Origin of the sequence: Malaciobacter marinus (assembly GCF_003544855.1) — a bacterium.
In the GTDB taxonomy this organism is placed as follows: Bacteria; Campylobacterota; Campylobacteria; order Campylobacterales; family Arcobacteraceae; genus Malaciobacter; species Malaciobacter marinus.
This window is the reverse complement of the sequence record NZ_CP032101.1, coordinates 1,105,265-1,128,961: the sequence shown is the minus strand read 5'-3', so window position 1 is coordinate 1,128,961 and position 23,697 is coordinate 1,105,265. Positions and strand designations below refer to the sequence as shown.

Genomic DNA, 23,697 nt, shown 5'->3' with positions numbered 1-23,697 from the left:
CAATGCCTCATATAGTTTTTAATAATGAAAAAAATATAAAAACACCATTTGAAAAAAATGGTGTTGATTTTAAGTTTTGTGCAAAATCATATAACTTTACTAAAGAAGATAGAAGAGTAGAGTATAAAATTGGTGTAAGTTATGAAAGTAAAGATTTTTTATTAACGTTAAAAGATAAAAATGACAATAGAATGCTAAAAGCAGATAAAGTAACTAGAGTTACTCCTGTTACTTTAGTAAAAGATGCATTAAATGCATATGTAGAAGAGATTGGTGCAAATATTGTTTTTTCAAATACAAACAGTTTTAATCAAAAAATAGAGCCTAAAAAAGAGTACTTAAAAGATATACAATATTTTGTTGATGATTTTAAAACTAATAAAGAAATTCAAATAGAAATTGGGTTTGGAAGTGGAAGACACTTACTTTATCAAGCAAAAAAGAACCCTAATGTTCAATTTATTGGATTAGAAATTCATACACCCTCAATAGAACAACTTTTAAAACAGTTAAAAATTCAAGAAATTGATAATGTTTTAGTTGTAAATTATGATGCAAGACTTTTTATGGAATTTATAGATTCAAATAAAGTTGGCAAAATATTTGTACACTTTCCAGTACCATGGGATAAAAAACCTCATAGAAGAATCTATTCAAATGAGTTTATAGATGAAGCATTAAGAGTACTAATGCCAAAAGGAACACTTGAATTAAGATCAGATAGTAGAAAATATTTCGATTATTGTGTTGAGCTTTTAACAAATTTAAATAGCGGAAAAATTACAATTGACATAAATAAAGACTTAGAAGTTTCTAGCAAATATGAAGATAGATGGAAAAAACAAGGTAAAAATATCTATGATGTTGTTTTGCAATGCCAAAGAGAAGATGAAGATATTGATTTAAAATATGATTTCTCTTTTGGGAAAATAAACCTTGAAAAGTTTAAAGATATCATTTCAAATAAACCTATGCTTGATGAAAACTTTTTTATTCATATTGAAGACTTATTTTTATTAGATGAACCAAACTCTGGATTAATAGAAGTTACATTCGGAAGTTTTAATAGACCACTTAGTAAATATATATATGTAGAAAATAATAAGGCTTCATATTATCAAGGTTCGCCTCTTCCTACAAGTTCAAATATTAAAGCCCATGAAAGATTGAAAGAGATTTTAAAATAATGATAAAAGCAAAAAATATCTACTTAGCATATGATGAAAATAAATTTATTATAAAAAAAGGAAACTTTGCAATTAATAGTAAAGAGTTTATTTTTATTGGTGGAACAAGTGGTAGTGGAAAATCTACACTTTTGAAATCATTTTATGGAGATATCGGCTTAAAACATGGTAGTTTAAATATTGATGGACAGGAGATGTATAATATATCTGCAAAAATGCTAAGAAAAGTAAGAAGAGATATAGGAATAATTTTTCAAGATTATAAACTTATACATGAGTGGACAATTGAAGAAAACATAATGATTCCCCTTAAGATAAATGGTTACTCAAATGAAATATCAAGAGATCAAGCAACAAAACTTTTACATCACGTTAAGCTTGGTCATAGAGCAGGATATTATCCAAATGAATTAAGTGGGGGAGAACAACAAAGAGTAGCAGTTGCTAGAGCATTAGCACATAATCCAAAGCTAATCATTGCAGATGAACCAACAGGAAACCTAGATGACTATTCTGCTGAAGTTGTATGGAACTTATTAAAAGGTGCAAATGAACAATTAGGAATAACTGTCGTAGTTGTAACACATAGGGTTCCTAAGAATTTTGGAATTAGATTTAGGCAATTATCAATTGAAGATGGGATAATATATGAAGTTTCTTAAAAATATTCTTGCATTTGTTATACCTCTTAGTGCAATGTTAATAACATTTACCTTATATTTGTTTGCACAAAATACAGTAAATCAATATAAGAAAAAAATATCAAATGATTACTCAATAGTTGTAATAACTAATACCCCTTTAATAAAAGAGAATATAAATAAGCTTTCAAATATAAACGTAAATAGAATTGTTACATTAAAAAAAGAAGAGATTATCGATGATATCAAATCAAACTTATCAGATACATCTATTAAGCTATTAAGACAAAAATTACCAAATTTTTATAAAATTCATTTAGAAGAGTTCCCCACAACAACTGAATTAAATAATATAAAAGATGAACTTTATAAGAATAAAAATATAAGAAAAGTTGAAATTTTTTCAAAAAACCATAACCAAGTCTTTTTGCTGCTATTACTTATAAATGAAATAAGTTTAGTTCTTTTTGTTGTTATTTTAATCTTTTCAATTTTAATACTAGCAAAACAAATTCAAATTTGGTTTTATGAACATCAAGAAAAAATTGCCATACTGCAACTACATGGTGCGTCTATTTTGTATAGCTCTTCTACAATAATAAAATATGCTATTTTAAGTGCATTTATTGCATTTTTCTTAGTTGCAGGATTATTTACATTTCTAGTTAATAATTTAATTTTAATTTTTCCTCAAGAATTAAGCGAAATAGTAGATGTTGAGATATCATTAAGTAGTGAATTAGTTAAACTATTCTTTTTATCTCTTGGTATTTCTATTTTAACAATATTTGGTGTATTAATAAAATATAAGATTAAAAATGATTAAAATAATATTAGCTATTACTCTAATTTTTAATTTCTTAAATGCTTCAAGTAAAAGTATTGAAAAAAAGATTGAAAACAATAAATCAATACTTGATAAAAGTAAATCAAGAAAAATGAAAACAACTTTAAAAATTAAACTTTTAGCAAAACAAATTAAATTGCAAAATAGTGAATTAACAACTCTTGAAAAACAAATAATTAATGTTAATAATGATATAAAAAAGCATCAAAATTTACTTGAAAATTCAAAAAACAATTTAAATAAACTTCAAAAAAAATCAAAAAATTTAATAGAAAAGAAAAAAACAAATGAAGAACAAATTGTTGATACAATTATTGAAAACTTCACTTCATCAATTGCAATAAAATTAGCAAAGGAAAGTTCAGAAAAAGAGTTAATAGATAACGAAATTTATACTTTACTTTCAGAGCATTCTAAAGATCAAATTTTAAAATTAAATAATAACTATGAAACAATAACTTTAAACAAAAAAGAGAATGAAAAGAAAATCGATACTATCAAAGATTATATTCAAAAAAGAACTAAGAAAAAAGTAGAGTTAAATAAACTTATAAATGAACATTCAAAATCTATAAAATCACTTGAAAATAAACATGAAACATATCAAAAAGAGTTAAAAAGTGTAATAAGAAAACAACAAGAGTTGTCATCTTTACTAAGCCAATTAAATATCTTAAAATCTAAAGAGTTAAAAAAAGAAAGAGCAAGAAGAGAAAGAGAAAGAAAAAGATTACTTGCATTAAAAAAGAAAAGAGAAAAGCAAAGAAAAGGTAAAAGTAATACCAAAAGTGAAGTTCAAAAAAGATATGCACAAGATATTGACTTGGATGTTAGAATGATTGGTTCTTCAACAAGAGGTGTTAAAATATCAAGATATAGAGGTAAAAAAACCATTTCACCATTAAAAAGCTTTAAAGTCATAAAAAAGTTTGGGAAATATTATGATCCAGTATATAAAATAAAATTATTTAATGAATCAGTTATATTAAAAACAAATAGACCAAAAGCAAAAGTTTACTCTATATTTAATGGAAAAATTGTTTATGCAAAGAGAAATGCAGGTATGCTTGAGAATGTTGTAATAGTACAACATAGTAATGGCTTGCATACTATTTATTCTCATCTTGATGAAATAGCTCCAACACTAAAAGTTGGTAAATGGATTAAAAAAGGTTATGTAATTGGAAGAGTAAGTGATACATTAAACTTTCAAGCAACAAAAAATTCATATCATGTAAATCCAAAAGACTTATTTAGAATCTAATAACTCTTTTGTAAACTTTTTATTTATTACTTTTAAAAATTCATCATGTTCTTTTTTCAAAGTTTTATATGAATGTATGATTTTTTTACCATAATTTGTTATTGTATAGATATTTTCATTTTCTTTATTTTGAATAGCCAAAGGTTTATTTGCGATTTTATTAATTGAAATAATATTTTTCAATGCTATATCATAATCAATATTTGCTTCTTTTGCAGCAACTTTTAGATTGTTATTTTCAATAAGTTTTTCTAAAAGATTAATTCTACCAGGCCCCATAAAGTTTCCACTATCTTTTTGAACCCATATTTGTCCACCGATATTATATTTATTTTTCATGAGTGTAATTTAGCCTAAAATTGTTAAAGTTTTTATAAAAATCAAATGAAGTAAGTAAACTTACTTCATTAAATTATACAATTGAGTTAACTGTAATTGAAAAGTTTAAGTCTTTTCCAGCTAATGGGTGATTAAAATCAACTACTACTTCATTTTCTTTGATTTCTTCAACTACAACTTGAATTGGTTGTCCATCTTGCCCTTGACCTTGTAAAGGCATTCCAACGCTTAATTCAATTCCTTCAAACTGCTCTTTTGGTAAAGTTTGTTTTGCTTCTTCATTATACTCACCATAAGCTTCAGCTGCTGGAACTGCAATCTCTTCTTTGTCACCTTCATTCATTTCAATCATTCTTGATTCTAAACCTGGAATTAACTGTCCAGTACCAAAAGTAAACTCTAAAGGATCTTTGTCAATGTTACTATCAACTACTTCCCCATTAATTTTTAATTCATAAGTGATTGACACTACTTGATTGTTTTCTATAGCCATATTGACTTCTCCTTTTATTTGTTTAAAGCTAAAACTATATCAAAAAAAAATAACATTTCAATAAAACTAAGCTATTTTTACTAGAAAATCTTAAAATCAATATATTTCAATTTTGTCAATTTTTAATTGCCAAGTCGCTTCACCTGCAATTAATTTGTATTCTATCTTCTTTGTTTTTCCATTTTCTAAAGGAAAAGTTCTTACTAATTTATTATTTGATATTTTAAAGCTATCTAAACCAGTATAACCTTTAAATGCCTCTTTATTATATTTTAAATCAGAGATATAAATAGGTGTTGCTGATAAATAATTGTTTACACTATAAGCAATTACACTTGCTTGCTTTTTATCCTTTAAATAGATGTAAATTTCTATATTGCCATCTTCATTTATATCTGCTACTTCACTATGAAAAACTTTAGCCTTAGTTTTATGTATAAATGGTTCTTTTGAATATTTTAAACCAGTAGTTTGAATTTTTAAAATATTATCTTTTTGAGTTACAAAAAAACTAACTTTTTTGCTAAAAAAGCTTTTTTGATACTGTGTATTATCAATTTGCGCCAAATCAAGTTTTTTATTATATTTTATATATTCTGCTTTTAATGTAGCTCCACCACTACAATAAAAATATAGACTATTTTCATTACTGTTTTTTTCTGTTGTTATATTTAATTTGTTGTTTTTAATTATAAAAACTATATTTGCATTTGCAGTATATGAAATGTATTTGTTATTGCTTTTTTTATAAGCAATTCCATCAAAGGTACATCTAGGTTTCTTTTTATCAGCTCGTGAACGTATAATTACTCTTGCTTGATTTTTATCAAGTTTTTCAAATTTAACACTTATCCAATCATACCCTTCTTGTTTTTTCATATAGCTTTTTGTAACAAAAACTAAACTATTATTTGAATATTCTAAACTATTATTTTTAGAAGAACAAGAAGTAAGTAAAAGTAAGAAAGTAAAAATTAGTAGTATATTTTTTAGTTTCATTATATAACCTTTTATTTAATTATATAACTAAACTATTTATATGATGGTTAGTCTTTTTGTTGTTTTTGTTCTATTTTTTGTAACTTTTTATCTTCTATTTGTTTATGCATATTATTACCCTTTAATAAATAAAAAGTTGCAATAATAGCTAAAACTAGCCAAAAAAGTATATCACCTATTTTCAATTTGTCTCTTTTTTATTTAAGAAGAGCAAAAGCTCTTCTTATTAGTGTAAGTCTTTGTTTAGTTTTACTTCTCTTGTACTTCTCATAGCAACTGTTTGCCCAGTAGTAGAATTAACTCTAAAATGTACTCCATTTACACCTAGGAAATCCATTCCTTTCATAACTGTTTTAATCTCTTTATTTGGATTTATCTCTTTTAATTGTTCAACAGCTTTTTCTGAAAGTGAAATTTTTGTTCCAGGTAAAATTGTAACACCTGCATCTAAAATACAACTATCACCAATTGCTGTACCTGTGCAAGAGTTAGCTCCAAGTAAAGTATTTTCTCCTATAGTAACAGGAACTCCATCTGTTCCAGAAAGAACACCAAGAATTGAAGCTCCTCCTCCAACATCTGAACCAGCACCTACTTTTGCACTTGAAGATATTCTACCCTCAACCATAACAGCACCCTCAGTACCTGCATTAAAGTTAATATATGAAGCACCTGGCATAACTGTTGTTCCAGCTGCTAGTTGTGCACCAAATCGCACTTTTGAACTCTCTAATATTCTAGTATTATCAGCAGGAATTACATGTCCTAAAAATCTTGGGAACTTATCTATCATATCAATAGTAGGATATTTACCTGATAATTTAAGTGTTATTTCATTTTGTCTTAACCAATCTAACTCAATAGGTTGATTTCCAATCCATGCGCAGTTTTCAAGCTTACCAAATGCACCATTTAAATTTAAGCTTCTTAGTTTTGCTTTTCCTAAAGATAAAGCATAAAGTTTTAAATAAACTGTTTCTGCACTTTGAGGAGCATCATCTTCAAATAAAAATACAACTTTGAAATTTTCTGATGTTAATCCACTATCAATTGGTAAAGAAGCAAGTGTAGATATAACTTGTACATTTTTATGTTCATCACCCTTTGCTTCTGGAATATATGGTCTAAAAGACTCTATACATTTTTCTAAAAACTTATCATTTATTTCACAAACTAATTCTGATTTTGAAGTATCAATTTCTACTCCACTTTCTTTTAAAGCATTTAATAAAATTGCTGCACTTCCAAAATTTTCTTCCCAATTTACAATAGGAAAAGTCGCTTGTAATATTTTTTCTTTATTTAATTGACCTCTATCAACTCTTGCAATACCAAAACCAATAGGGTTTTTGTACCAACTTTGAGATTGAATATCCGTTACTAGTTGTTTAAAATCATCTTTAGTGTAAGCCATTTATTCTCCTTAAATTTTGTGGATTATACTATAAAGTTTACTAAGATAACTTTAAAAGTATTAGTAGTTTGTATCCATGTCTATTGTTGCCATAGTTGAATTTATACCATGAAGTGCTGTTAAAATAGCTTTTATACTTTTAGAACGAATTATAACTTCATATCTATATTTGTTAGCCAATTTAAAAATTGCACACTGACCAAAACCAACAACTTCAATAGAGTTGTTTTGTTTTAAAATATTAACATACTTGTCAAGTTCATCTTTCACTTTTAAGCCATTTGCATGGGCAAATAAAATCCTTGCCATTTTTACATATGGAGGATACAATTCTTCTCTAAATTCTAACTCTTCTTCTAAAAACTCTTTATAATCTGCTTGAGTAAAAAAATATTCAAAAAACTCTTGATTTTTTGTTTGAACAATAACTTCACCCTCACCTTTTCTCCCACTTCTTCCTGCTATTTGAATAAGTAAAGATAATGCTTTTTCTCTTGCTTTGTATGAATTCATATTTAAAACAGAATCAATTCCTAAAACTACTGCTAGTTTTACATTATGATAGTCATGTCCTTTTGAAAGCATTTGTGTTCCAACTAAAATATCGATTTTATTGTTATTAAAATCATTTAAAACAGCTTTTAATTTTGTGTCTGTTTTTATCTCATCTCTATCAAATCTTTTTATAACTTTATTTGGAAAAAGATTATTTAATTCTTCTTCAATTTGTGCAGTTCCAACTCTTAGATTATGAATTATACCTGTATTGCATGAGGGACAAGTTTGTGGAATTTGTTGAGCATATCCACAATAGTGACATTTTAATGCTAAATCGTTTTTGTGTAAACTCATAGAGACAGAACAATATGGACACTCAACAGATTTACCACAACTTGTACAAATTTGATATTTAAAATTTGCTCTTGTTGGTAAGAAAACTATAACTTGTTTATTCTCTTGTAGAGTTTTATTTATTTTTTGTATGGTTTTAGGGGATAAATTTGCATCACTATCATCAAACTCTATTGCTCTTTTTGTTTCAAAAAAAGTCTCTTTTAATCTATAATAAGGAATTTTATTAAAAGAAGAAGCTGAGGGCGTTGCACTTCCTAAAATAAGTTGAATATCATACTTTTTTGATAAATATATTGCTAAATCTTTAGTTTGAAATCTTGGTTTAGAATCACTTTTATAAGACTCATCATGCTCTTCATCAACTACAATCACACCTAAATTTTTAAAGGGTAAAAAAAGAGATGATCTAGCTCCTGCTATTAGCCTAATTTTTCCACTTAATAAAGCTTGAATTATCTCTTTTTTCTTTTTTTTTGTAACTTTTGAATGCCATATTGCAACACTTGTATGAAAAACCTTTTCAAGTCTTTTTTGCATTTGTGGAGTTAAAGATATTTCAGGCATTAATAAAACTGCTTGTTTTTGTTCATTTAAGTGTTTTTCAATAGTTTTTATATAAACTTCTGTTTTACCACTTCCTGTATTTGCAAAAAGTAAAGCTTGCTTTTTCTCTTTTAAAAATATAAATGCTTCTTCTTGTTTTTTTGATAATTTTATATTACTATCAAAACTTTTTTCATCAAAATCTTCTTCTAACTCTTCATTAAAAGGGCTATATGAACTCAATGCTTCACCAATACTACACACATAATAAGTTGAAATAAATTTTGATGTTTCAAGCATTTGTAAATTATAATACTCTTGTGTCAACTCTTGAATATCTACACATTTAAATGTTGGTTTTTCAACTTTTTTTAAAACTACCGCTTCACAAAGTTTTTTCATTCTTGCTAATTTAACTAATACTTTTTTACCAATTTCTATTTCATTTTCACTTTGGTAAGTTAAAGGTGTAAGGGGTGATTTTAATATTGCTAATTCATAATAATTCATTCTAATTCTTTACATATTTTACTATTATTAAAACATTTAAATTCTGTATTTATATATTGAAATTTTATTTTTTCACCTTTTATTTTTAAAGTATAAATATTATCATCTACTTTCATCCAAGAATCTTTTGAAGAGAGTATTCCTTCATCAAATATTTTTGTAAATAACCTACTATTCTCTTTATTTAAGGCTGAATCATCTAAGTTATTTAGCTTTTCGAAATCATTTAAACTTTTAATAGCACTTTTTTCTTTTATAGCACTTCTAATTTGAGCTATTTGAAACTTGTGCTCCTTTGAGTTAACAAATGATAAAACATATTCATATTTATATGTAAAAAAAGAGATTAGCAATGCAAGTGTTGTTATTACAAAAATTAATTCAAGTAAAGAAAAAGCTCTTTTCATCTTAAAAAGAAGGGATTTTGTTTGATATTTGATCTATTTCTTGTTTAAATTTAGAATGTTCTTGAGAAACTCTGATATATGCAGCTAAAAGTTCTCTTGTTTCAAGATTCTTATCTGTTTGCAAATATCTTGTTAGTTCTGATTTTAAAGATTCATCTACATTTATTGTATAAGCCATATTATTAATATGAAAAGTCAATTTCTGCGTCACTATTCTTACCTTTTGTCAATGTTATTGCACTATCAATTCGTAAAAGCATATCCTGATTATTTCTTACTAATTCATCATTTGTATTTTTTAATTGATTAAGTTCTTGTCTTAATGCATCATTTTCTATTCTTATTCTTTCATAATCATGAATTAGTTTTTCGATTTTTGAATCGAGTGCTTTGATAATTTCCATGCTTTGCATTTTATCACAAACTTCCTAGTAATTAAATTATTCTGTATCTATTTACATTATTAGAGTTTTTTAATTAATATTATTCAATTTTTATATTTTACACTTAAAATATTGAAGAATATATTATTAAATAGCTCTATTTACCCATTTTATTTCAAAATATAATATTAAGTTATTTAACAATATAATTTTATCTAATTTTTATCATAATTTAATTTAATAAGGATTTTTTTTGGTTTATTTAGTTGGTGCAGGACCTGGAGATATTGAACTTTTTACATTAAAAGCTATAAATATTTTAAAAAAAGCTGATGTGATTTTATATGATGCTTTAGTAAATCCTGAATTTACAATTTTTTGTAAAAAAGATTCTATTAAAATAAATGTTGGGAAAAGAAAAGGCAAGCATCTCAAAAACCAAGATGAGATAAATGAACTACTTGTAAAATATGCAAAAGAAAAAGATATTGTAGTAAGATTAAAAGGAGGAACTCCTTTTGTTTTTGGAAGAGGATATGAAGAAGTAAATGCTTTAAAACAAATTGGTATTACACCAGTTATTATATCAGGTGTTTCTTCAACTACTAGTGTTCCTGAAAGCTTTATGATTCCCTCAATTGATAGAAGTTTTTCTGATTCATATAGAACTATTACAGGTCATGATTTGACTATTTTCAATGAAATTATTACCTCATATCATGAAAGAGAAAACTTAATAATTATGATGGGTGCTTATAAAGCCAAAGAAATTGTTCAAAGTTTACTAAAAAAAGGTTTTCCTAAAACTACTCCTATTGCATATTTAAGTAAAGGTACAACATTAGAACAAAAATGTATTATTTTAACATTAGAAGATGTTTATAATAAAAATGAAGATTTTTTTCTACAATTAAAAGAGATGACTCCTATAATTACATTTGTAGGTAAAACAATTGATGCTTTAAAATATTAATCCTTATTCAAGAGGATTACTCCTCTTGTAATATAAGTTTACCTTGTTCGTACAATGAAGCAACTGCTTTACCCCATTGAGAAAAATAACTTATATCTTTTGTTGAAAAACCAAAAGTTTCATTTATTGTTTCAATTAGCTCTTTCTCTTTTAAATCAAAAGAATCATCAGCATGAATTAAAATCATCAATTCAAGCATTACTATTTTTTTGCTTTTTTTACTTTTAAAATGTCGCAAAGTGTCTTTTAATGAAAACTCTGCAACATCAAACAAATCTTCGTTTTCAATTCCCATTTCTGCACAATACTCTTCTATGATTTCTTGTTCAATTTCTCCATAATCACTATCAATTCTAGCAAGATAATGAGCAAGTTGCAAAAAGCAAAATTTCTCTTTTGTTTGTAATTTCATTAATAACATTTATTACATTCCTATAATTTATTCAATGATAAAATTATATAGTTTTAATGTTAATAGTTAGTAAATGTAAGTTATATCTATTTATTTTCTTAATTTTTTATTTTTATACATTGTTTCATCTGCTTCAATTATAAGTTCATTTATAGTTCTATGATTATTTTTGTATTCAGATATTCCATAGCTTACATTAAAAACTATATTATTATTTTCTTTTTTATTATTTTCTTCTATTTTATTTAATATTTTTTCCACAACTATATAAGCATCTTTTTCTTTTGAGTCTTTTAATAAAAGTAAAAACTCATCTCCTCCAAGTCTTATAATACAGTCACTTTGCCTTACACTTGTATCAATAATATTTATTAGCTTTTTAATAACTTTATCGCCAGTATCATGTCCAAAATTATCGTTAATTTGCTTAAAATCATCAATATCAAAAAGAATCACACTTAATGTAGTAGGTTTACAATTAAACTCTTTTGCAAAGTCATCTAAAAATCTTCTATTATAAATTCCAGTTAATGCATCAGTATTTGCTAGTTTTTCATTTACTAATTTCAAAGCTTCTGTTTGAACTAATTTTTGAGTTCTTTGTGTTAATTCTAAACTTAAGTTATTGAAATTTTTTGCAAGTTTATCAATTTCGTAAATTCCACTAAAGGGTACTTTATTGACAGGTTTGTTTGTCACAAGTTTTTGTGTAAATCTAACCATATCTTTTAAAGAAACATTAATTGACTCAACAAATTGTTTTGACTTATGATATAAAAAAACTAAAAATATAAGATAAAAAATTATTATAAAAGTAATTAAAAAATAGCCTATTTTCAAATGTTTTTTTTCTAAATTTTTAACTGAACTTAATAAATTCTCCACAGGAAGTAAAGATACAACTTTCCAATCATTAATTCTTATTTTATTTATAAAAATCATATACTCTTTATTTTTTATTTTTATTCTTGAATTAGAGTTTTTTAAATAATTATTTTTTGTAAATATATTTTTAAATTTTTCATTACTTATTATATTAAATTCATTTGGTCTTAAAATAGTTGTATTTATTTGTTTATTTTTGTCTGGATTTTTGGATTTTTTAATATCAAAAATATTATTAAGATCTTTACTCATTGCTAAAATTGTTCCTGATTTATCTATTATCATAGACTTCGTTTCATAAGGTAAATTAAAATCAAAAAAGTTTTTAGTAAAACTATCTAAAGAAACATCAATTCCAGTAACACCTTCTAAAAAATTATTATTATAAATTGGAACAATGCAACTTATAATCCACTCTTTTTTAACTGGATCAAAGTATGGTTTTGTCCATACCGAACTTTTCATAGGATTTTCTTTTAATGTAGCTTGATTATAAAAATTATAATCTTTTAAATTTGTATCTGAAGAAAAAACTTTATAAACATCTTTGATAAAAGGATAGTATCTATTCATATTATCATATGAATTAAAATAAACAGCCAAAATTGAAGGATTTTCATCAATGATTGTTCTAAAGCTTCTATCAAAATTTTCTGTTTTAAAAATTTTTTCTTTCATTTTATTTGTAAGCTTATCTTTTGACAAAAGAACAACAGAAGAACCACCATTATTCTTCTGTTTGTAATAAACACCATCTCCAGCATAATTAATATCTATTTTTTGTTTTTTTATATAATTTATTTCATTTATATTTTCAAAAAAGAACTCATGTTCAGCTTTTAATATTTTCAATAAGCTTGTAACTTCATGTAACTTTATTCTTAAAGTTGAAATTTCTTTATTAATTAATTTTGTTGTATTTTCATTTGCATCTTTTAGTAAAAAGTCTATACTACTATTAATTATATTTTTATTCGTCCAAAAATAAGCACATATTAATAATGTACCAATAAAAAAGATAGATATCAATGAAGTTTTTAGATAATTTCTAAATAATAGTTTTTTAAGAATTATTTTTTTCATAGACTTCCTTTTTTTACAGTCTAAAGAAATTATTATATAAACTTGATAATATCCATGAATCAATTACAAAGTAATATCTTAATTTAATCTTATTCTAATTCTAAACTCATTAAATACATATCTTCTCCATCTATAACATTTAAATTACCGCTATTACATAAAGGACATAAAAACTCATGTTTTTCTAAGGTGGATGTTTCATTGCAATCATTGCACTCAACTACTATATTTTGCCTATTTACGACAAACAAGGCTTCATCACAGATTGTTTTTTCTTTAAATGTATCAAAGGCAGTTTCAAGTAAATCTACTTCAACACCACTTAATATACCAATTTTAATAACAATTTTCTTAACTTTTGTAGCATTATTTGCTTTTGCGTGTTCTTCACACTGGTCTAATAATGATTGAACTATACTATATTCATGCATTTATATTTCCTTTAATCTTTTTGGAGTTTCTAAAACTTTCTTTTTATATACAAATTTTTGTCTTAAAATATGGAAATTAGAATCCTTATCCCAAAACTGCTTGTACATAAGTTTTAACTCTTTTTCTTTACAACTATTTATATATTCACTATTTTCATCTAAGTACTCTTCTTTTTTTTCACAAAAGTCATAAAACCAATCTAAATCTTTTGTTAAACTTTTTGTAAAATTTTTTAAATCTTCTTTATAACTTTTATCTTCAAAAACAATATCCACCATATTTATCTTTTTTGCTTCTTTACTTCCTATTGGCAAACATTTGTCTATTATTTCTTGAGCTTTTTTTTCTCCTACTCTTTTTGGCAAAGAGTAGGTATGATACTCACTTCCTGTAAGAGCTAGTGTTTTATAATGTGGATTTAAAACAACCTCATCATTGATTACAATAAAATCACTTGCTAAGCCTAAAAACACTCCCCCTGCACCTGCATTTTTTTCAAAACTTGTAACTGTTATAATCTCAGGAGAAAATATGATTGATTTAACTACATCATTTATTGCATTTATATTACTCCAACCATCTTCGCCTTGCTTTTTACTATCTTCTAATATATTTAAATGTATTCCATTACTAAAAAAATCTTCTGCACCCATAAGTACAAGAACTTTGCATTCTTGTTTTAAATAATCAATTGCATATTTTAATCTAATACATTGGCTTGTACTCATAGCACCATTGTGAAAATTAAAATACAAATATGCTATTTCATCATCTTTTTGCACTCTTAATTCATAAAAGGTATCAATATGTGTATCTAAAACTAATGGTATTCTATTCTCTTTTACACCTTTTAGTTTATCTTTTAGTACATAAGTTGCTGGAAGTTTAAAATAATCTTTCTCTTTTAGATGAGTAATCCAAATTGACTTATCAATTGTTCCAATGCAAATTGCCCCATCTCTTTTTGCAATTATCTCTTTTGGTTTTGCTTTTAAACTCTCTTCTTTGAAAGCACAGTACAAATAACACTCTTTACCTAAAAGATTATCTTTAACTCCAGGACTTGAATCACTTGCATTTATTTTTTTGATAATTGTATCACTACTATCTTCTTGCCAATTTATTTTTCTATCATTTTGTGTGATTTTTTTATGTAAAGGATTTAATATCTGCTTTATTGGAGAAAACTCTTTATTTTTTAAATTTATAAAAAGTTCATCAATTGCCTTTATTGCACAGTTTGTTGCTTCATTTCTATATATTGAGGCTTTGCTTTTATTTATTGGCATTGTAAAGTTTTTATAAGAGTAAATATCACCACCATCAAAATTTTCATTGGCTTTAAGTATCACTATACCCCAGGTTTTTTTATCTTCTAAAATTGCTAAGTCAAGCGAGTTTGAGCCTCTATCGCCAATAATTCCTGGATGAACAATAAAAGTAGGAGTTTTTTCAAAAATCTGGCTTGGAATAAATTTATTTAAAAAAGGGCAAAGAATAATATCAGGTTTAAATCTTTGAACCTCTTTTATCATAAGCTCATCACTTAAAGCATAATCAACACTAACTATATAATTTTTCTCTTTTAATCTTACATATACCTTTTGAGATAGTGAGTTAAAAGAAGATACAATAAGTAAAACCCTCATTAGCAAATTCTTGGTAATAACTCACCTGTTGGTAGTTCTAAAAATCTTTTTGTTCCCCATTCTGAGTTAAGAACTACTTTTTTAGAATATTGTTGTGTAACATTAGCAATTATTGAAGCATTTTTTGAGTTTTCAAACTGTTTTAAAACCTCAATAGCTTTTGATGCTTCATCTTTATTTATAGCCATTACAAAGGTACCCTCATTTGCTAAACTCATAGCTTCAAACCCAAGTAATTCACAAATACCATTTACTTCATTTGAAACTGGTATTTTTTGTTCATCAACTTCAATACATACATCTGATTGATTAGCCCACTCATTTAATACAGCACTAACTCCACCTCTTGTTGCATCTCTTAAAGCTGTAATTTTTATACCAGCTTCAATTAAAGCTTTTACTTGAATAAAAAGTGATGCACAATCACTTTTTAAATCACTAGACATATCCATACCTTCTCTTGCAGCAAAAATAGTAGCTCCATGACAACCTATATCTCTACTTACAATAATTACATCATCTTGTGTAATTGAGTTTGAACTAATACCTTTTTGTTGTATTTGACCAATTCCTGTTGTATTTATAAAAATCTTATCTACACTTCCTTTTGGAACTACTTTTGTATCTCCACTTACAACAATTGCTTCATTTATTTCAAGCTCTTTTTTCATAGAGTTTACTATTTTTTCTAAACTTTTTATATCAAAGCCCTCTTCTATAATCACAGAACAAGTTAAATACTTTGGCTTTGCTCCCATCATTGCCAAATCATTACAAGTTCCACAAATAGAAAGTTTTCCTATATTAGCACCACTAAAAAATAAAGGACTTACAGTAAAAGAGTCCGTTGTAAAAGCTAAGTTTCCATCTTCAATAACAGCTGCATCTTCACTTTTTGTTAAAATATCATTTTTAAATGCTTTATAAAAAACTTTTGAGATAAGTTCTTGATTTTCTGCTCCACCATTTCCATGAGCTAATGTTACTGTTTTCATATGTTTCTCTTTTCTTTATATTTAAAATCTTTAGTATTTTTATAATAAATTTCCATATTTATAATATGCTGCACAAGCACCCTCACTAGACACCATACATGAACCAACAGGTTTATTTGGTTTACATGCAGTACCAAAAATAGTACAGTCTGTTGGACTCGCCATTCCTCTTAAAATATCACTACAAATACAAAGTTTGTGGTCTTCAATCTCTTCTATTGGTAAAATATCTTTATATATCACTTCTGCATCATAATCTTCATAATCTTTTTTTAGTTTTAGTCCAGAATCTTTAATATTTCCTAAACCTCTCCATTTAAAAAGTGATATTTTTTCAAAATAGTTATTAATTAATTCTTGTGCTTTTATATTTCCATCATATGAAACCAATCTTTTATACTCAATTTCAAGTTCACATCTATTTTCAATAAACTGTTTTACTATCATAGAGATTGATTGCATAACATCAACTGGTTCAAACCCTGCAACAACAACAGGAGTATTGTACTCTTTTGGAAACTTTTCATATATTTTGCTTCCACTAATAACACTTACATGTGATGGGCCTAAAAAAGCATCAATATTATGATTATAACTATCTACATGTTCATCTCTACTATCTATTAATTCACTCATAACTTCAGGAACTGTTACATGATTTATGTGAAAGAGTATATTTTTTATATTTTGTTTTATTACAGTATTAAGTAGTGCTGCTGTCATTGGTGTAGTTGTTTCAAAACCAATTGCAAAAAAGATTATCTTTTTATTTGGATTTTCATCTGCTATTTTTATACAATCCATAGGTGAATATACAAATCTAACATCAGCACCTTTACTTCTCGCATCTTGTAAACTTCCTTTACTACCAGGAACTTTTATCATATCCCCTAAAGTTACAAGTATTACATCTTTTTGCATACTTAAAATATATGCATGGTCAATTCTCTCTTTTGGCATAATACATACAGGACATCCAGGCCCATGTATAAATTTTATATTTGAAGGAAGAAGTTGCGGAATTCCATATTTCATAATTGTATGTGTATGACCTCCACAAACTTCCATTATATTTATTGTTCTGTCAAGTTTTTTAGCATCTTCATCTATTATCTTTTTATAGGCTTTTATAGTTTTTGCATCTCTAAAACCATCATATAAATCTTTTAATTGTATCTCTTGCATTATATCTCTTTTAACAGCTTTTATTTTCTCTTATTATTTGTGCTTGCCTCTCTTCTTCTTCAATGTTCTCAATTATTTGTTCATAAAGACTTAAAGATTCCAAAGCATCTTCTTCGTCAATTTTATTCATTGCAAAACCTATATGAATTAATACATAATCACCAATATTTATCTCTTGGTCAATTAAATCTAAACTTGCACTTCTTTCAACACCCATAGTATCAACTGTACAGATATTGTTTTCTCTATCAATTTTTGTTATCTTTGATGGTATAGATAAACACATTTTTTCTCCTTTTAATGCATGTAATTATAAACTACATACATTAATTTATTTTAGCTTTAAAGTAAAACTATCTCATTTTTCTTTTAAAATTAATCCAGTCTAATACTTTTTTCAATGACTCTTCATCTTTTGTAGAAACCTCTAATATATCAACATTTGGTTTTAATTTTCTTGCTGTTTCTTTCTCTTTTTCTAAATCATACTCAAAGTATGGAAGTAGATCTGTTTTTGTAAATAGTATTAAATCTGCTGCTCTAAACATTACAGGATATTTCGCAATTTTATCTTCACCCTCAGGAATAGATACTAATACAATATTTAAATGTGTACCTACATCATATGAAGCTGGACAAACTAAATTTCCTACATTTTCAACAAAACATACATCTAAATCATCTAAAGGCATATCATGTAAGCCTTTATGTACCATAAAAGCATCCAAGTGACAAGCACTTCCTGTTTGAATTTGTACTGCTTTGATATTTTTGCTATTTAATCTATCTGCATCTTTATTTGTTTCTAAATCACCCTCAACAACACCAAATTTAAAATCAGCAAAATCAACTAATTTTTCTAGAAGTGTTGTCTTACCACTTCCTGGGCTACTCATTAAGTTAATTCCTAAAACCTTATGATTATCAAAATGAGCTCTATTGTGAGCTGCTTCATGATCATTTTTATCTAAAATCTTTTTTATTACTGAAACTGTTTTACTATCATTTAATTGTGGATTATGATGTAATGTTTCATGTGCTGCTTGATGACTTGAACTTCCATGTTCATGGCTATGTTCGTGACTATGACTATGTTCATGATTATGCTCATGATCTGTTATACTACAACCGCAATCTTTACACATATTTTCTTTCCTTCTGAATAGATATTCATTTTTAATAGTTTACTCATTTTTTCTTAAAATAGGTGAAAAAAATTTCAACGCTTATGTATATTTTGAACAAAAATAAGATATAATTTTTTTATGAAAATAACAAATTGTCCATATTGCAATTCAAGAACACTTTATACGTTAAAAGATAATTATAAAAAATGTAAAGATTGTAACAAAAAATTCTCTTTAAAAAAAATTGACACTGATATAAAAATTATCGAAGGTTTTTGTAATAATACCCCTGCTTTAAATCTTTCAAAACATTTAAATGTAAATTACAGAACTGTATCAAATCGTTATGATATTTTTAGAAAACTTATTGCAAACTACCTTGAAGAACTTTATTATATCTCTATTCAAGATAATACATCATATGAAGAGTTTTATTACTTCAATGAAAAACAACTACAAAAAAAGAATAAAAGCCTTTATGAAGCTATAAATATTATAGGATTTTATACAAATAACAGAGTTTATACACTTTTAATGCCCTCTTTACCAAAAGCGCCAATGCAAGATAAAGATGAAGACTTTGAAAGATATTTAAAATGGCATAAATTACAATCACAAAACTCATATGCCACCCCACTTAAAGAGTTTTGGGAATTTTTAAAACAGAATTTAAAAAAGTATAAAGGAGTAAACCAAGATAACTTCTTTTTTTACTTAAAAGAGTGCGAGTTCAAATATAATTTTACAAAACCTATTTGCAAAGCACTCTTAAAAGATATTTACTTTAGAAATTAAAGCTTTATTGCTTTAACTTCATCTTTTCCTACAAACTCTTTTGCATCTGCATTATTAACAATTCTTTGTGATATTTCAGAAGTTTGAGATGATACATCTTTTGTTCTCATTGCTACACTTGCATTTTGTTGTGTTTGATGATCAAGCTCATTAATTGCATCATTTATCTGCTCAATTCCAACTTGTTGTTCTTTACTAGCATCTGTAACATCTTCAATAAGTGTAATGGTTTTATTTATATTTTCATTTAAAACATCATAACCTTTAATCATCTCATCTGCAATTGTTTTACCCTCATTTGCTTTAATTGTTGCATTTTCAACAATTTCTTTAATTTCACTTGCTGCTTGGGCACTTCTACTTGCAAGATTTCTCACCTCACCTGCAACAACTGCAAAACCTTTTCCAGCTTCACCTGCTGTTGCTGCTTCTACTGCTGCATTAAGTGAAAGTATATTTGTTTGAAATGCTATTTGATCAATTACAGTTATTGCATCATTTATTGAATGAACTTGCTCATCTATTTCATCCATAGATTTAGAAGTTCTAGTAGCTAAACTATTTCCCTCTTTTGATGAGTTATTTAATGCACTTGCATATTTACTCATAGTTTTAATATGATCTACATTTTCTCTAATATTTCCAGTTATCTCTTCAAGAGCAGCTGCTGTTTCTTCTAAAGAAGAGGCTGATTCTTGAGATGATGTATTTAAAATATCAACATTAGCAGATAAAATTTTAGCCGATTCATTTAAAGTGAGTCCATTTTTCTTATTTTCTACAAGCATGTCACTTATTGTATGCCCTAAATCATTGATTCCATTCATTAAATCGCATATTTCACCTGTACATTTCATAGTAGTTTCTACTCTAAAATCATTCTCTTGGTATTTTTTTAATACGCCAAGTGAATGGTTTACTATTTCTTGAAGATGTTTCATCATATCATTAAATACTAGAATTAATTGTTTAATAGATGGACTTAAACTTGTAGCATTGATTCTTCCTGATAACTCACCTGAACTAATGTGATTAACTAAATCAGAAACCTCTTCAATTACTATTTTATCTTGATTTATTATTTTTTGAGTATTTACAATATTATCATTTATCATTTTAGACATATGACCTATTTCGTCATTTGAGAATACTTCTAGATGTTTTATATCATTTGATTCATGATTTAAAAATTTAAAAAACTGTAATAATCCTGATTTTAAATCTTCAATTGGTTCAACTAAAATCTTATTTAAGACAAATGAAATCAAAAGTGTAATCAAAATAACAACAACAATAGATATTATTAATATTTGTAAAATAACATTATTAATCTCTTCTTTTGAGTGCTCAACCATTTTATCTATACTTTTTTCAATATCTTCTATATAAGTTCCTGTTCCTATAATCCAATCCCATGGTTCAAAATATGCAATATATGATAGTTTTTGTTTAGCTTTTGTTTCACCAGGTTTATTTTTATAATAACTTGTAAGTCCCTCACCTTTAGCTTTTGCAACATCAACAAACTCTTGAAAGTATTTTTTACCATTTGAATCAACTGTATCTTTTAAATTCTTTCCTATTTGATCTTTCCCATTTGGATTCATAATTAAAACAGGCTTAGAATCATTTACCCAAAAGTATCCGTTATTTGAATATCTCATTTGCGATAGATTATCTAAGGCTTCTTTTTGCATTTGTGCATCTAAATTATCAACATATTCACCTGTTGCAATAACCCAATTAAAAGGTTCAAATAATCTTCCATAAGAGATTTTTGTTTCTAATTCTTTTGTTTCTGGTTTTTCCCAAACATATGAGATAAAACTATCTTTTTTACCTGATTTAATTTTCTTAGTTAAAGCTTTTATGAAAGCTATTCCATTTTTATCTTTTACTTTTGAAAAATCTTTTCCCTCAAGTTTTGGTTCTATAGGATGGGCGATAATTTTATTATTTAAATCAGTAACAAAAAAATAACCTGTTTTACCAAACTTAGTATCTTTTATAATTTCAGTAATTTTTGATTTCAATTCATTTTTTGAAAGTACATTTTTATACCTATTATATTGTTCATTTATAATTGAAAATATAAAATCGGTATTTTTATCTAAATCCTCTTCAACAAGCTTTTGAAGTTTTTGTTTTGAAGTTTGTTCATAAAAGCTTTTTACACTTCTAAGTGCCATACTTACGTAACTTTTCAATTCATTTTCTTTTTGTGCAAAGGCATTATCCTTATATTCTTGGATATTTTTTTGCGTCAACTCTTCAATTGAAAGAATTGATTTAGAAGCAATGATTATTGCAATAGTTACTATTGTTAAGATTACTATTGAAAGTATCTTTGTTCTAAGATTTAAATTCTTTAAAATACTCATGGAACACCCCTTAATGATTACTAAAGTTGCAATTGCCTAAAAAAAGTTTTTTAATATAACTTCAAATTAACAAAAAAATAATCAACTCATATACACTATAAGTTATTGTTTATTTTAAAACTCATTTTAATTCATATCTTAACAATCTAAAATAGCATTTAGGTAGCATTATAAAATTAAAAAATATATATAAAACATTACTAATAAAACTTTAACTATAATAACGCAAAATCAAAAAGGATAAAAATGTTAAGTAGTTTCAGGATAGTATCTTTTATCGAAGGATTATCTTATTTAGTACTTCTATTTATTGCAATGCCTATTAAATACATAGGTGAGAATCCCTATCCCGTAAAAATAGTAGGTATGACTCATGGTGTATTGTTTATAGTATTTGCTATTGCATTATTTTTTGCTATGAATAGATTAAACTGGAATAAAGTCTTTGGTTTTCAACTTTTTATTTATTCACTTATTCCATTTGGAGCTTTTTTAATAGAAAAAAAAGTAAAAGAAAGAAATTAATATTACTAAGAGGAAAAGTTCCTCTTAGAATTTAAACAATCCTGTTTCATTTAAAATAACTGCAATAAGTGCAATAGGAATAACATATCTTACCATGAAAAACCATAGTGCAAGTAATGACTTTCCTAAAATAGGTGTTAATTCTTGTTTAATAACTTCTTTATCCATATAGTATCCAACAAAAACAACAACTAATATACCACCAATTGGTACAATAATAGTAAAGCAAACAAAATCAACCCAATCAAAAAATGATTTTTCACCAACTTGTAAGGCAGGTGCAAACTCAGTTATATTTGAGAAAAGAGTAATAGTACCTAATATATAAAAGAATAAACTACAAATAATTGCAGCTTTCATTCTTGTCATTTTATATCTTTCTATTAAATATAATACAGTTGGTTCCATCATTGAAATAGCTGAAGTAATTCCAGCAAATGCAATAGCAACAAAGAATAATAATGCTAAAAATTGTCCAGCTCCACCAAACTCATAAAATACTGATGGTAATGAAATAAATACTAAACCTGCACCTTTTGTTGATTCTGCACCCTTATCAAATAATAATGTAAATATTACTAATCCTGCAACTATTGCAACTACAGTATCAATAATAGAGATTGTAACAGCCGATTTTGCAATATTAGTTTGTTTTGGTAAAGATGCTGCATATGTAATAATAATACCCATACCCAAAGATAAAGTATAAAATGCTTGCCCAATTGCCGCAATTATAGCAGATGAAGTAATCTTTGAAAAATCAGGGTTAAACATAAAATAAACTGCATCACCAAAAGCATCAACATTTATTGAATAGATAAATAAAATAGCCAAAATAACACCTAATAAAGGCATCAATATTTTATTTATTTTTTCAATACCATCTTTAATACCTCTTAAAATAATTAGTGTTACTAATACAAAAACTATTGTGTGATAAAAAAGTTGTGTTTGATAATCTGATGTTAATAAAGTCATAAAATTATCAGTTGATTCTTTAACTGTTGATGGTAGTTTATTAAAAGAAAGTACCACATAATGAAAAATCCAACCAATTACAACAGAATAATAAGAAAGAATAAGTAAAGGGACAACAGCCATAAAGCCCGCATACTTCCAAATCTTTTTATGTTTTGTTGCTAGATTTTCAAACATAGAAACTGCATCACTTTGCCCTACTTTACCAATTAAAAGCTCAGCAATTAATACAAAAACACCAATAAAAAGTGCTGTAATTAAATATACAATTACAAACGCACCACCACCAAATTCACCTGTTACATAAGGGAATTTCCATACATTTCCTAAACCTACGGCAGATCCAACCGCAGCTAGGATAAATCCCAATCTACTAAATTTTACTTGATTCATAG

General features: G+C 26.1%; 26 protein-coding genes. 7 read left to right on the top strand and 19 right to left on the bottom strand.

Annotation, left to right across the window (positions count from 1 at the left end; all coding sequences use genetic code 11):
- Positions 1-2 precede the first annotated feature (2 nt).
- From trmB to AMRN_RS05580, 4 genes are read left to right on the top strand one after another with little or no spacing between them, the layout of a single operon-like run.
- Positions 3-1,187 (top strand): tRNA (guanosine(46)-N7)-methyltransferase TrmB, encoded by a 1,185-nt coding sequence (gene trmB, locus AMRN_RS05595; protein ID WP_099310566.1) that lies wholly within the window; start codon positions 3-5, stop codon positions 1,185-1,187.
- Positions 1,187-1,849, top strand: coding sequence for a cell division ATP-binding protein FtsE (locus tag AMRN_RS05590; protein ID WP_079577237.1), 663 nt, complete (start codon positions 1,187-1,189; stop codon positions 1,847-1,849). Before trmB ends, AMRN_RS05590 begins: the two co-directional genes overlap by 1 nt.
- On the top strand, positions 1,836-2,654 hold the full coding sequence (locus AMRN_RS05585; protein ID WP_099310565.1) for a cell division FtsX domain-containing protein: 819 nt from the start codon (positions 1,836-1,838) through the stop codon (positions 2,652-2,654). The genes AMRN_RS05590 and AMRN_RS05585 overlap by 14 nt, the downstream gene beginning before the upstream one ends.
- Positions 2,647-3,939 (top strand): murein hydrolase activator EnvC family protein, encoded by a 1,293-nt coding sequence (locus AMRN_RS05580; protein ID WP_099310564.1) that lies wholly within the window; start codon positions 2,647-2,649, stop codon positions 3,937-3,939. The genes AMRN_RS05585 and AMRN_RS05580 overlap by 8 nt, the downstream gene beginning before the upstream one ends.
- Here AMRN_RS05580 and AMRN_RS05575 read toward each other — a convergent pair.
- From AMRN_RS05575 to AMRN_RS05540, 9 genes are all read right to left on the bottom strand, one after another.
- Entirely contained in the window at positions 3,925-4,278 is a 354-nt protein-coding gene (locus AMRN_RS05575) for a winged helix-turn-helix domain-containing protein (protein ID WP_099310563.1), read from the bottom strand. The genes AMRN_RS05580 and AMRN_RS05575 overlap by 15 nt on opposite strands.
- A gap of 73 nt (positions 4,279-4,351) precedes the next feature.
- Positions 4,352-4,771 (bottom strand): FKBP-type peptidyl-prolyl cis-trans isomerase, encoded by a 420-nt coding sequence (locus AMRN_RS05570; protein WP_099310562.1) that lies wholly within the window; start codon positions 4,769-4,771, stop codon positions 4,352-4,354.
- Positions 4,772-4,867: 96 nt separating this feature from the next.
- A complete protein-coding gene (locus tag AMRN_RS05565) occupies positions 4,868-5,770 on the bottom strand; it encodes a hypothetical protein (protein WP_099310561.1) in 903 nt (300 codons plus the stop codon).
- Positions 5,771-5,817: 47 nt separating this feature from the next.
- A complete protein-coding gene (locus AMRN_RS14190) occupies positions 5,818-5,955 on the bottom strand; it encodes a spore cortex biosynthesis protein YabQ (protein WP_165375105.1) in 138 nt (45 codons plus the stop codon).
- A gap of 41 nt (positions 5,956-5,996) precedes the next feature.
- Complete coding sequence (locus tag AMRN_RS05560) at positions 5,997-7,184, bottom strand: tetrahydrodipicolinate N-succinyltransferase N-terminal domain-containing protein (RefSeq protein ID WP_099310560.1); 1,188 nt, start codon at positions 7,182-7,184, stop codon at positions 5,997-5,999.
- A gap of 60 nt (positions 7,185-7,244) precedes the next feature.
- Positions 7,245-9,092: a primosomal protein N' gene (locus AMRN_RS05555; RefSeq protein WP_099310559.1), complete on the bottom strand. Its 1,848-nt coding sequence runs from the start codon at positions 9,090-9,092 to the stop codon at positions 7,245-7,247.
- Positions 9,089-9,499 (bottom strand): type II secretion system protein, encoded by a 411-nt coding sequence (locus AMRN_RS05550; RefSeq protein ID WP_099310558.1) that lies wholly within the window; start codon positions 9,497-9,499, stop codon positions 9,089-9,091. Before AMRN_RS05550 ends, AMRN_RS05555 begins: the two co-directional genes overlap by 4 nt.
- Position 9,500: 1 nt before the next feature.
- Positions 9,501-9,677 carry a hypothetical protein gene (locus AMRN_RS05545; RefSeq protein WP_228150626.1) on the bottom strand — a complete coding sequence of 59 codons (177 nt, stop codon included), beginning with the start codon at positions 9,675-9,677 and terminating at the stop codon, positions 9,501-9,503.
- A gap of 4 nt (positions 9,678-9,681) precedes the next feature.
- Positions 9,682-9,903: a cell division protein ZapB gene (locus tag AMRN_RS05540; protein WP_079577228.1), complete on the bottom strand. Its 222-nt coding sequence runs from the start codon at positions 9,901-9,903 to the stop codon at positions 9,682-9,684.
- Positions 9,904-10,135: 232 nt separating this feature from the next.
- Between AMRN_RS05540 and cobA the strand changes: the two genes are divergently transcribed.
- A complete protein-coding gene (gene cobA, locus AMRN_RS05535; RefSeq protein ID WP_099310556.1) occupies positions 10,136-10,855 on the top strand; it encodes a uroporphyrinogen-III C-methyltransferase in 720 nt (239 codons plus the stop codon).
- 16 nt (positions 10,856-10,871) lie between these two features.
- On the opposite strand, the gene AMRN_RS05530 is transcribed toward cobA, so the two are convergent.
- From AMRN_RS05530 to hypB, 8 genes are all read right to left on the bottom strand, one after another.
- Entirely contained in the window at positions 10,872-11,276 is a 405-nt protein-coding gene (locus AMRN_RS05530) for a hypothetical protein (RefSeq protein WP_099310555.1), read from the bottom strand.
- 81 nt (positions 11,277-11,357) lie between these two features.
- Complete coding sequence (locus AMRN_RS05525; protein WP_118897376.1) at positions 11,358-13,235, bottom strand: sensor domain-containing diguanylate cyclase; 1,878 nt, start codon at positions 13,233-13,235, stop codon at positions 11,358-11,360.
- Between the two features lie 89 nt (positions 13,236-13,324).
- Complete coding sequence (gene hypA, locus AMRN_RS05520; protein ID WP_099311343.1) at positions 13,325-13,666, bottom strand: hydrogenase maturation nickel metallochaperone HypA; 342 nt, start codon at positions 13,664-13,666, stop codon at positions 13,325-13,327.
- Complete coding sequence (locus AMRN_RS05515; protein ID WP_099311342.1) at positions 13,667-15,316, bottom strand: hydrogenase maturation protein; 1,650 nt, start codon at positions 15,314-15,316, stop codon at positions 13,667-13,669.
- Entirely contained in the window at positions 15,316-16,311 is a 996-nt protein-coding gene (gene hypE, locus AMRN_RS05510; protein ID WP_079577222.1) for a hydrogenase expression/formation protein HypE, read from the bottom strand. Before hypE ends, AMRN_RS05515 begins: the two co-directional genes overlap by 1 nt.
- A gap of 39 nt (positions 16,312-16,350) precedes the next feature.
- Entirely contained in the window at positions 16,351-17,496 is a 1,146-nt protein-coding gene (gene hypD, locus AMRN_RS05505) for a hydrogenase formation protein HypD (RefSeq protein WP_099311341.1), read from the bottom strand.
- 10 nt (positions 17,497-17,506) lie between these two features.
- Positions 17,507-17,782 carry a HypC/HybG/HupF family hydrogenase formation chaperone gene (locus AMRN_RS05500; protein WP_079577220.1) on the bottom strand — a complete coding sequence of 92 codons (276 nt, stop codon included), beginning with the start codon at positions 17,780-17,782 and terminating at the stop codon, positions 17,507-17,509.
- Positions 17,783-17,849: 67 nt separating this feature from the next.
- Entirely contained in the window at positions 17,850-18,641 is a 792-nt protein-coding gene (gene hypB, locus AMRN_RS05495) for a hydrogenase nickel incorporation protein HypB (RefSeq protein ID WP_079577219.1), read from the bottom strand.
- 120 nt (positions 18,642-18,761) lie between these two features.
- Between hypB and AMRN_RS05490 the strand changes: the two genes are divergently transcribed.
- Positions 18,762-19,418 carry a hypothetical protein gene (locus tag AMRN_RS05490; RefSeq protein WP_099311340.1) on the top strand — a complete coding sequence of 219 codons (657 nt, stop codon included), beginning with the start codon at positions 18,762-18,764 and terminating at the stop codon, positions 19,416-19,418.
- On the opposite strand, the gene AMRN_RS05485 is transcribed toward AMRN_RS05490, so the two are convergent.
- The gene (locus tag AMRN_RS05485; protein ID WP_099311339.1) at positions 19,415-21,799 is read right to left on the bottom strand and encodes a methyl-accepting chemotaxis protein; all 2,385 of its coding nucleotides are present in this window, start codon (positions 21,797-21,799) and stop codon (positions 19,415-19,417) included. The two genes, AMRN_RS05490 and AMRN_RS05485, sit on opposite strands and share 4 nt — an antisense overlap.
- A gap of 246 nt (positions 21,800-22,045) precedes the next feature.
- On the opposite strand from AMRN_RS05485, the gene AMRN_RS05480 reads away from it, so the two are divergent.
- Positions 22,046-22,324 carry a DUF3817 domain-containing protein gene (locus AMRN_RS05480; RefSeq protein ID WP_099311338.1) on the top strand — a complete coding sequence of 93 codons (279 nt, stop codon included), beginning with the start codon at positions 22,046-22,048 and terminating at the stop codon, positions 22,322-22,324.
- Between the two features lie 24 nt (positions 22,325-22,348).
- Here the strand turns inward: AMRN_RS05480 and AMRN_RS05475 are convergent, their stop codons facing one another.
- A complete protein-coding gene (locus AMRN_RS05475) occupies positions 22,349-23,695 on the bottom strand; it encodes a sodium-dependent transporter (protein WP_099311337.1) in 1,347 nt (448 codons plus the stop codon).
- Positions 23,696-23,697: the final 2 nt, after the last annotated feature.

What these genes read in the sequence shown, in the direction of transcription:
- trmB (WP_099310566.1), top strand. Translation starts at nt 3, where the DNA reads ATGCCTCATATAGTTTTTAATAATGAAAAAAATATAAAAACACCATTT.
- AMRN_RS05590 (WP_079577237.1), top strand. Translation starts at nt 1,187, where the DNA reads ATGATAAAAGCAAAAAATATCTACTTAGCATATGATGAAAATAAATTT.
- AMRN_RS05585 (WP_099310565.1), top strand. Translation starts at nt 1,836, where the DNA reads ATGAAGTTTCTTAAAAATATTCTTGCATTTGTTATACCTCTTAGTGCA.
- AMRN_RS05580 (WP_099310564.1), top strand. Translation starts at nt 2,647, where the DNA reads ATGATTAAAATAATATTAGCTATTACTCTAATTTTTAATTTCTTAAAT.
- AMRN_RS05575 (WP_099310563.1), bottom strand. Translation starts at nt 4,278, where the DNA reads ATGAAAAATAAATATAATATCGGTGGACAAATATGGGTTCAAAAAGAT.
- AMRN_RS05570 (WP_099310562.1), bottom strand. Translation starts at nt 4,771, where the DNA reads ATGGCTATAGAAAACAATCAAGTAGTGTCAATCACTTATGAATTAAAA.
- AMRN_RS05565 (WP_099310561.1), bottom strand. Translation starts at nt 5,770, where the DNA reads ATGAAACTAAAAAATATACTACTAATTTTTACTTTCTTACTTTTACTT.
- AMRN_RS05560 (WP_099310560.1), bottom strand. Translation starts at nt 7,184, where the DNA reads ATGGCTTACACTAAAGATGATTTTAAACAACTAGTAACGGATATTCAA.
- AMRN_RS05555 (WP_099310559.1), bottom strand. Translation starts at nt 9,092, where the DNA reads ATGAATTATTATGAATTAGCAATATTAAAATCACCCCTTACACCTTTA.
- AMRN_RS05550 (WP_099310558.1), bottom strand. Translation starts at nt 9,499, where the DNA reads ATGAAAAGAGCTTTTTCTTTACTTGAATTAATTTTTGTAATAACAACA.
- AMRN_RS05545 (WP_228150626.1), bottom strand. Translation starts at nt 9,677, where the DNA reads ATGGCTTATACAATAAATGTAGATGAATCTTTAAAATCAGAACTAACA.
- AMRN_RS05540 (WP_079577228.1), bottom strand. Translation starts at nt 9,903, where the DNA reads ATGGAAATTATCAAAGCACTCGATTCAAAAATCGAAAAACTAATTCAT.
- AMRN_RS05530 (WP_099310555.1), bottom strand. Translation starts at nt 11,276, where the DNA reads ATGTTATTAATGAAATTACAAACAAAAGAGAAATTTTGCTTTTTGCAA.
- AMRN_RS05525 (WP_118897376.1), bottom strand. Translation starts at nt 13,235, where the DNA reads ATGAAAAAAATAATTCTTAAAAAACTATTATTTAGAAATTATCTAAAA.
- hypA (WP_099311343.1), bottom strand. Translation starts at nt 13,666, where the DNA reads ATGCATGAATATAGTATAGTTCAATCATTATTAGACCAGTGTGAAGAA.
- AMRN_RS05515 (WP_099311342.1), bottom strand. Translation starts at nt 15,316, where the DNA reads ATGAGGGTTTTACTTATTGTATCTTCTTTTAACTCACTATCTCAAAAG.
- hypE (WP_079577222.1), bottom strand. Translation starts at nt 16,311, where the DNA reads ATGAAAACAGTAACATTAGCTCATGGAAATGGTGGAGCAGAAAATCAA.
- hypD (WP_099311341.1), bottom strand. Translation starts at nt 17,496, where the DNA reads ATGCAAGAGATACAATTAAAAGATTTATATGATGGTTTTAGAGATGCA.
- AMRN_RS05500 (WP_079577220.1), bottom strand. Translation starts at nt 17,782, where the DNA reads ATGTGTTTATCTATACCATCAAAGATAACAAAAATTGATAGAGAAAAC.
- hypB (WP_079577219.1), bottom strand. Translation starts at nt 18,641, where the DNA reads ATGTGTAAAGATTGCGGTTGTAGTATAACAGATCATGAGCATAATCAT.
- AMRN_RS05490 (WP_099311340.1), top strand. Translation starts at nt 18,762, where the DNA reads ATGAAAATAACAAATTGTCCATATTGCAATTCAAGAACACTTTATACG.
- AMRN_RS05485 (WP_099311339.1), bottom strand. Translation starts at nt 21,799, where the DNA reads ATGAGTATTTTAAAGAATTTAAATCTTAGAACAAAGATACTTTCAATA.
- AMRN_RS05480 (WP_099311338.1), top strand. Translation starts at nt 22,046, where the DNA reads ATGTTAAGTAGTTTCAGGATAGTATCTTTTATCGAAGGATTATCTTAT.
- AMRN_RS05475 (WP_099311337.1), bottom strand. Translation starts at nt 23,695, where the DNA reads ATGAATCAAGTAAAATTTAGTAGATTGGGATTTATCCTAGCTGCGGTT.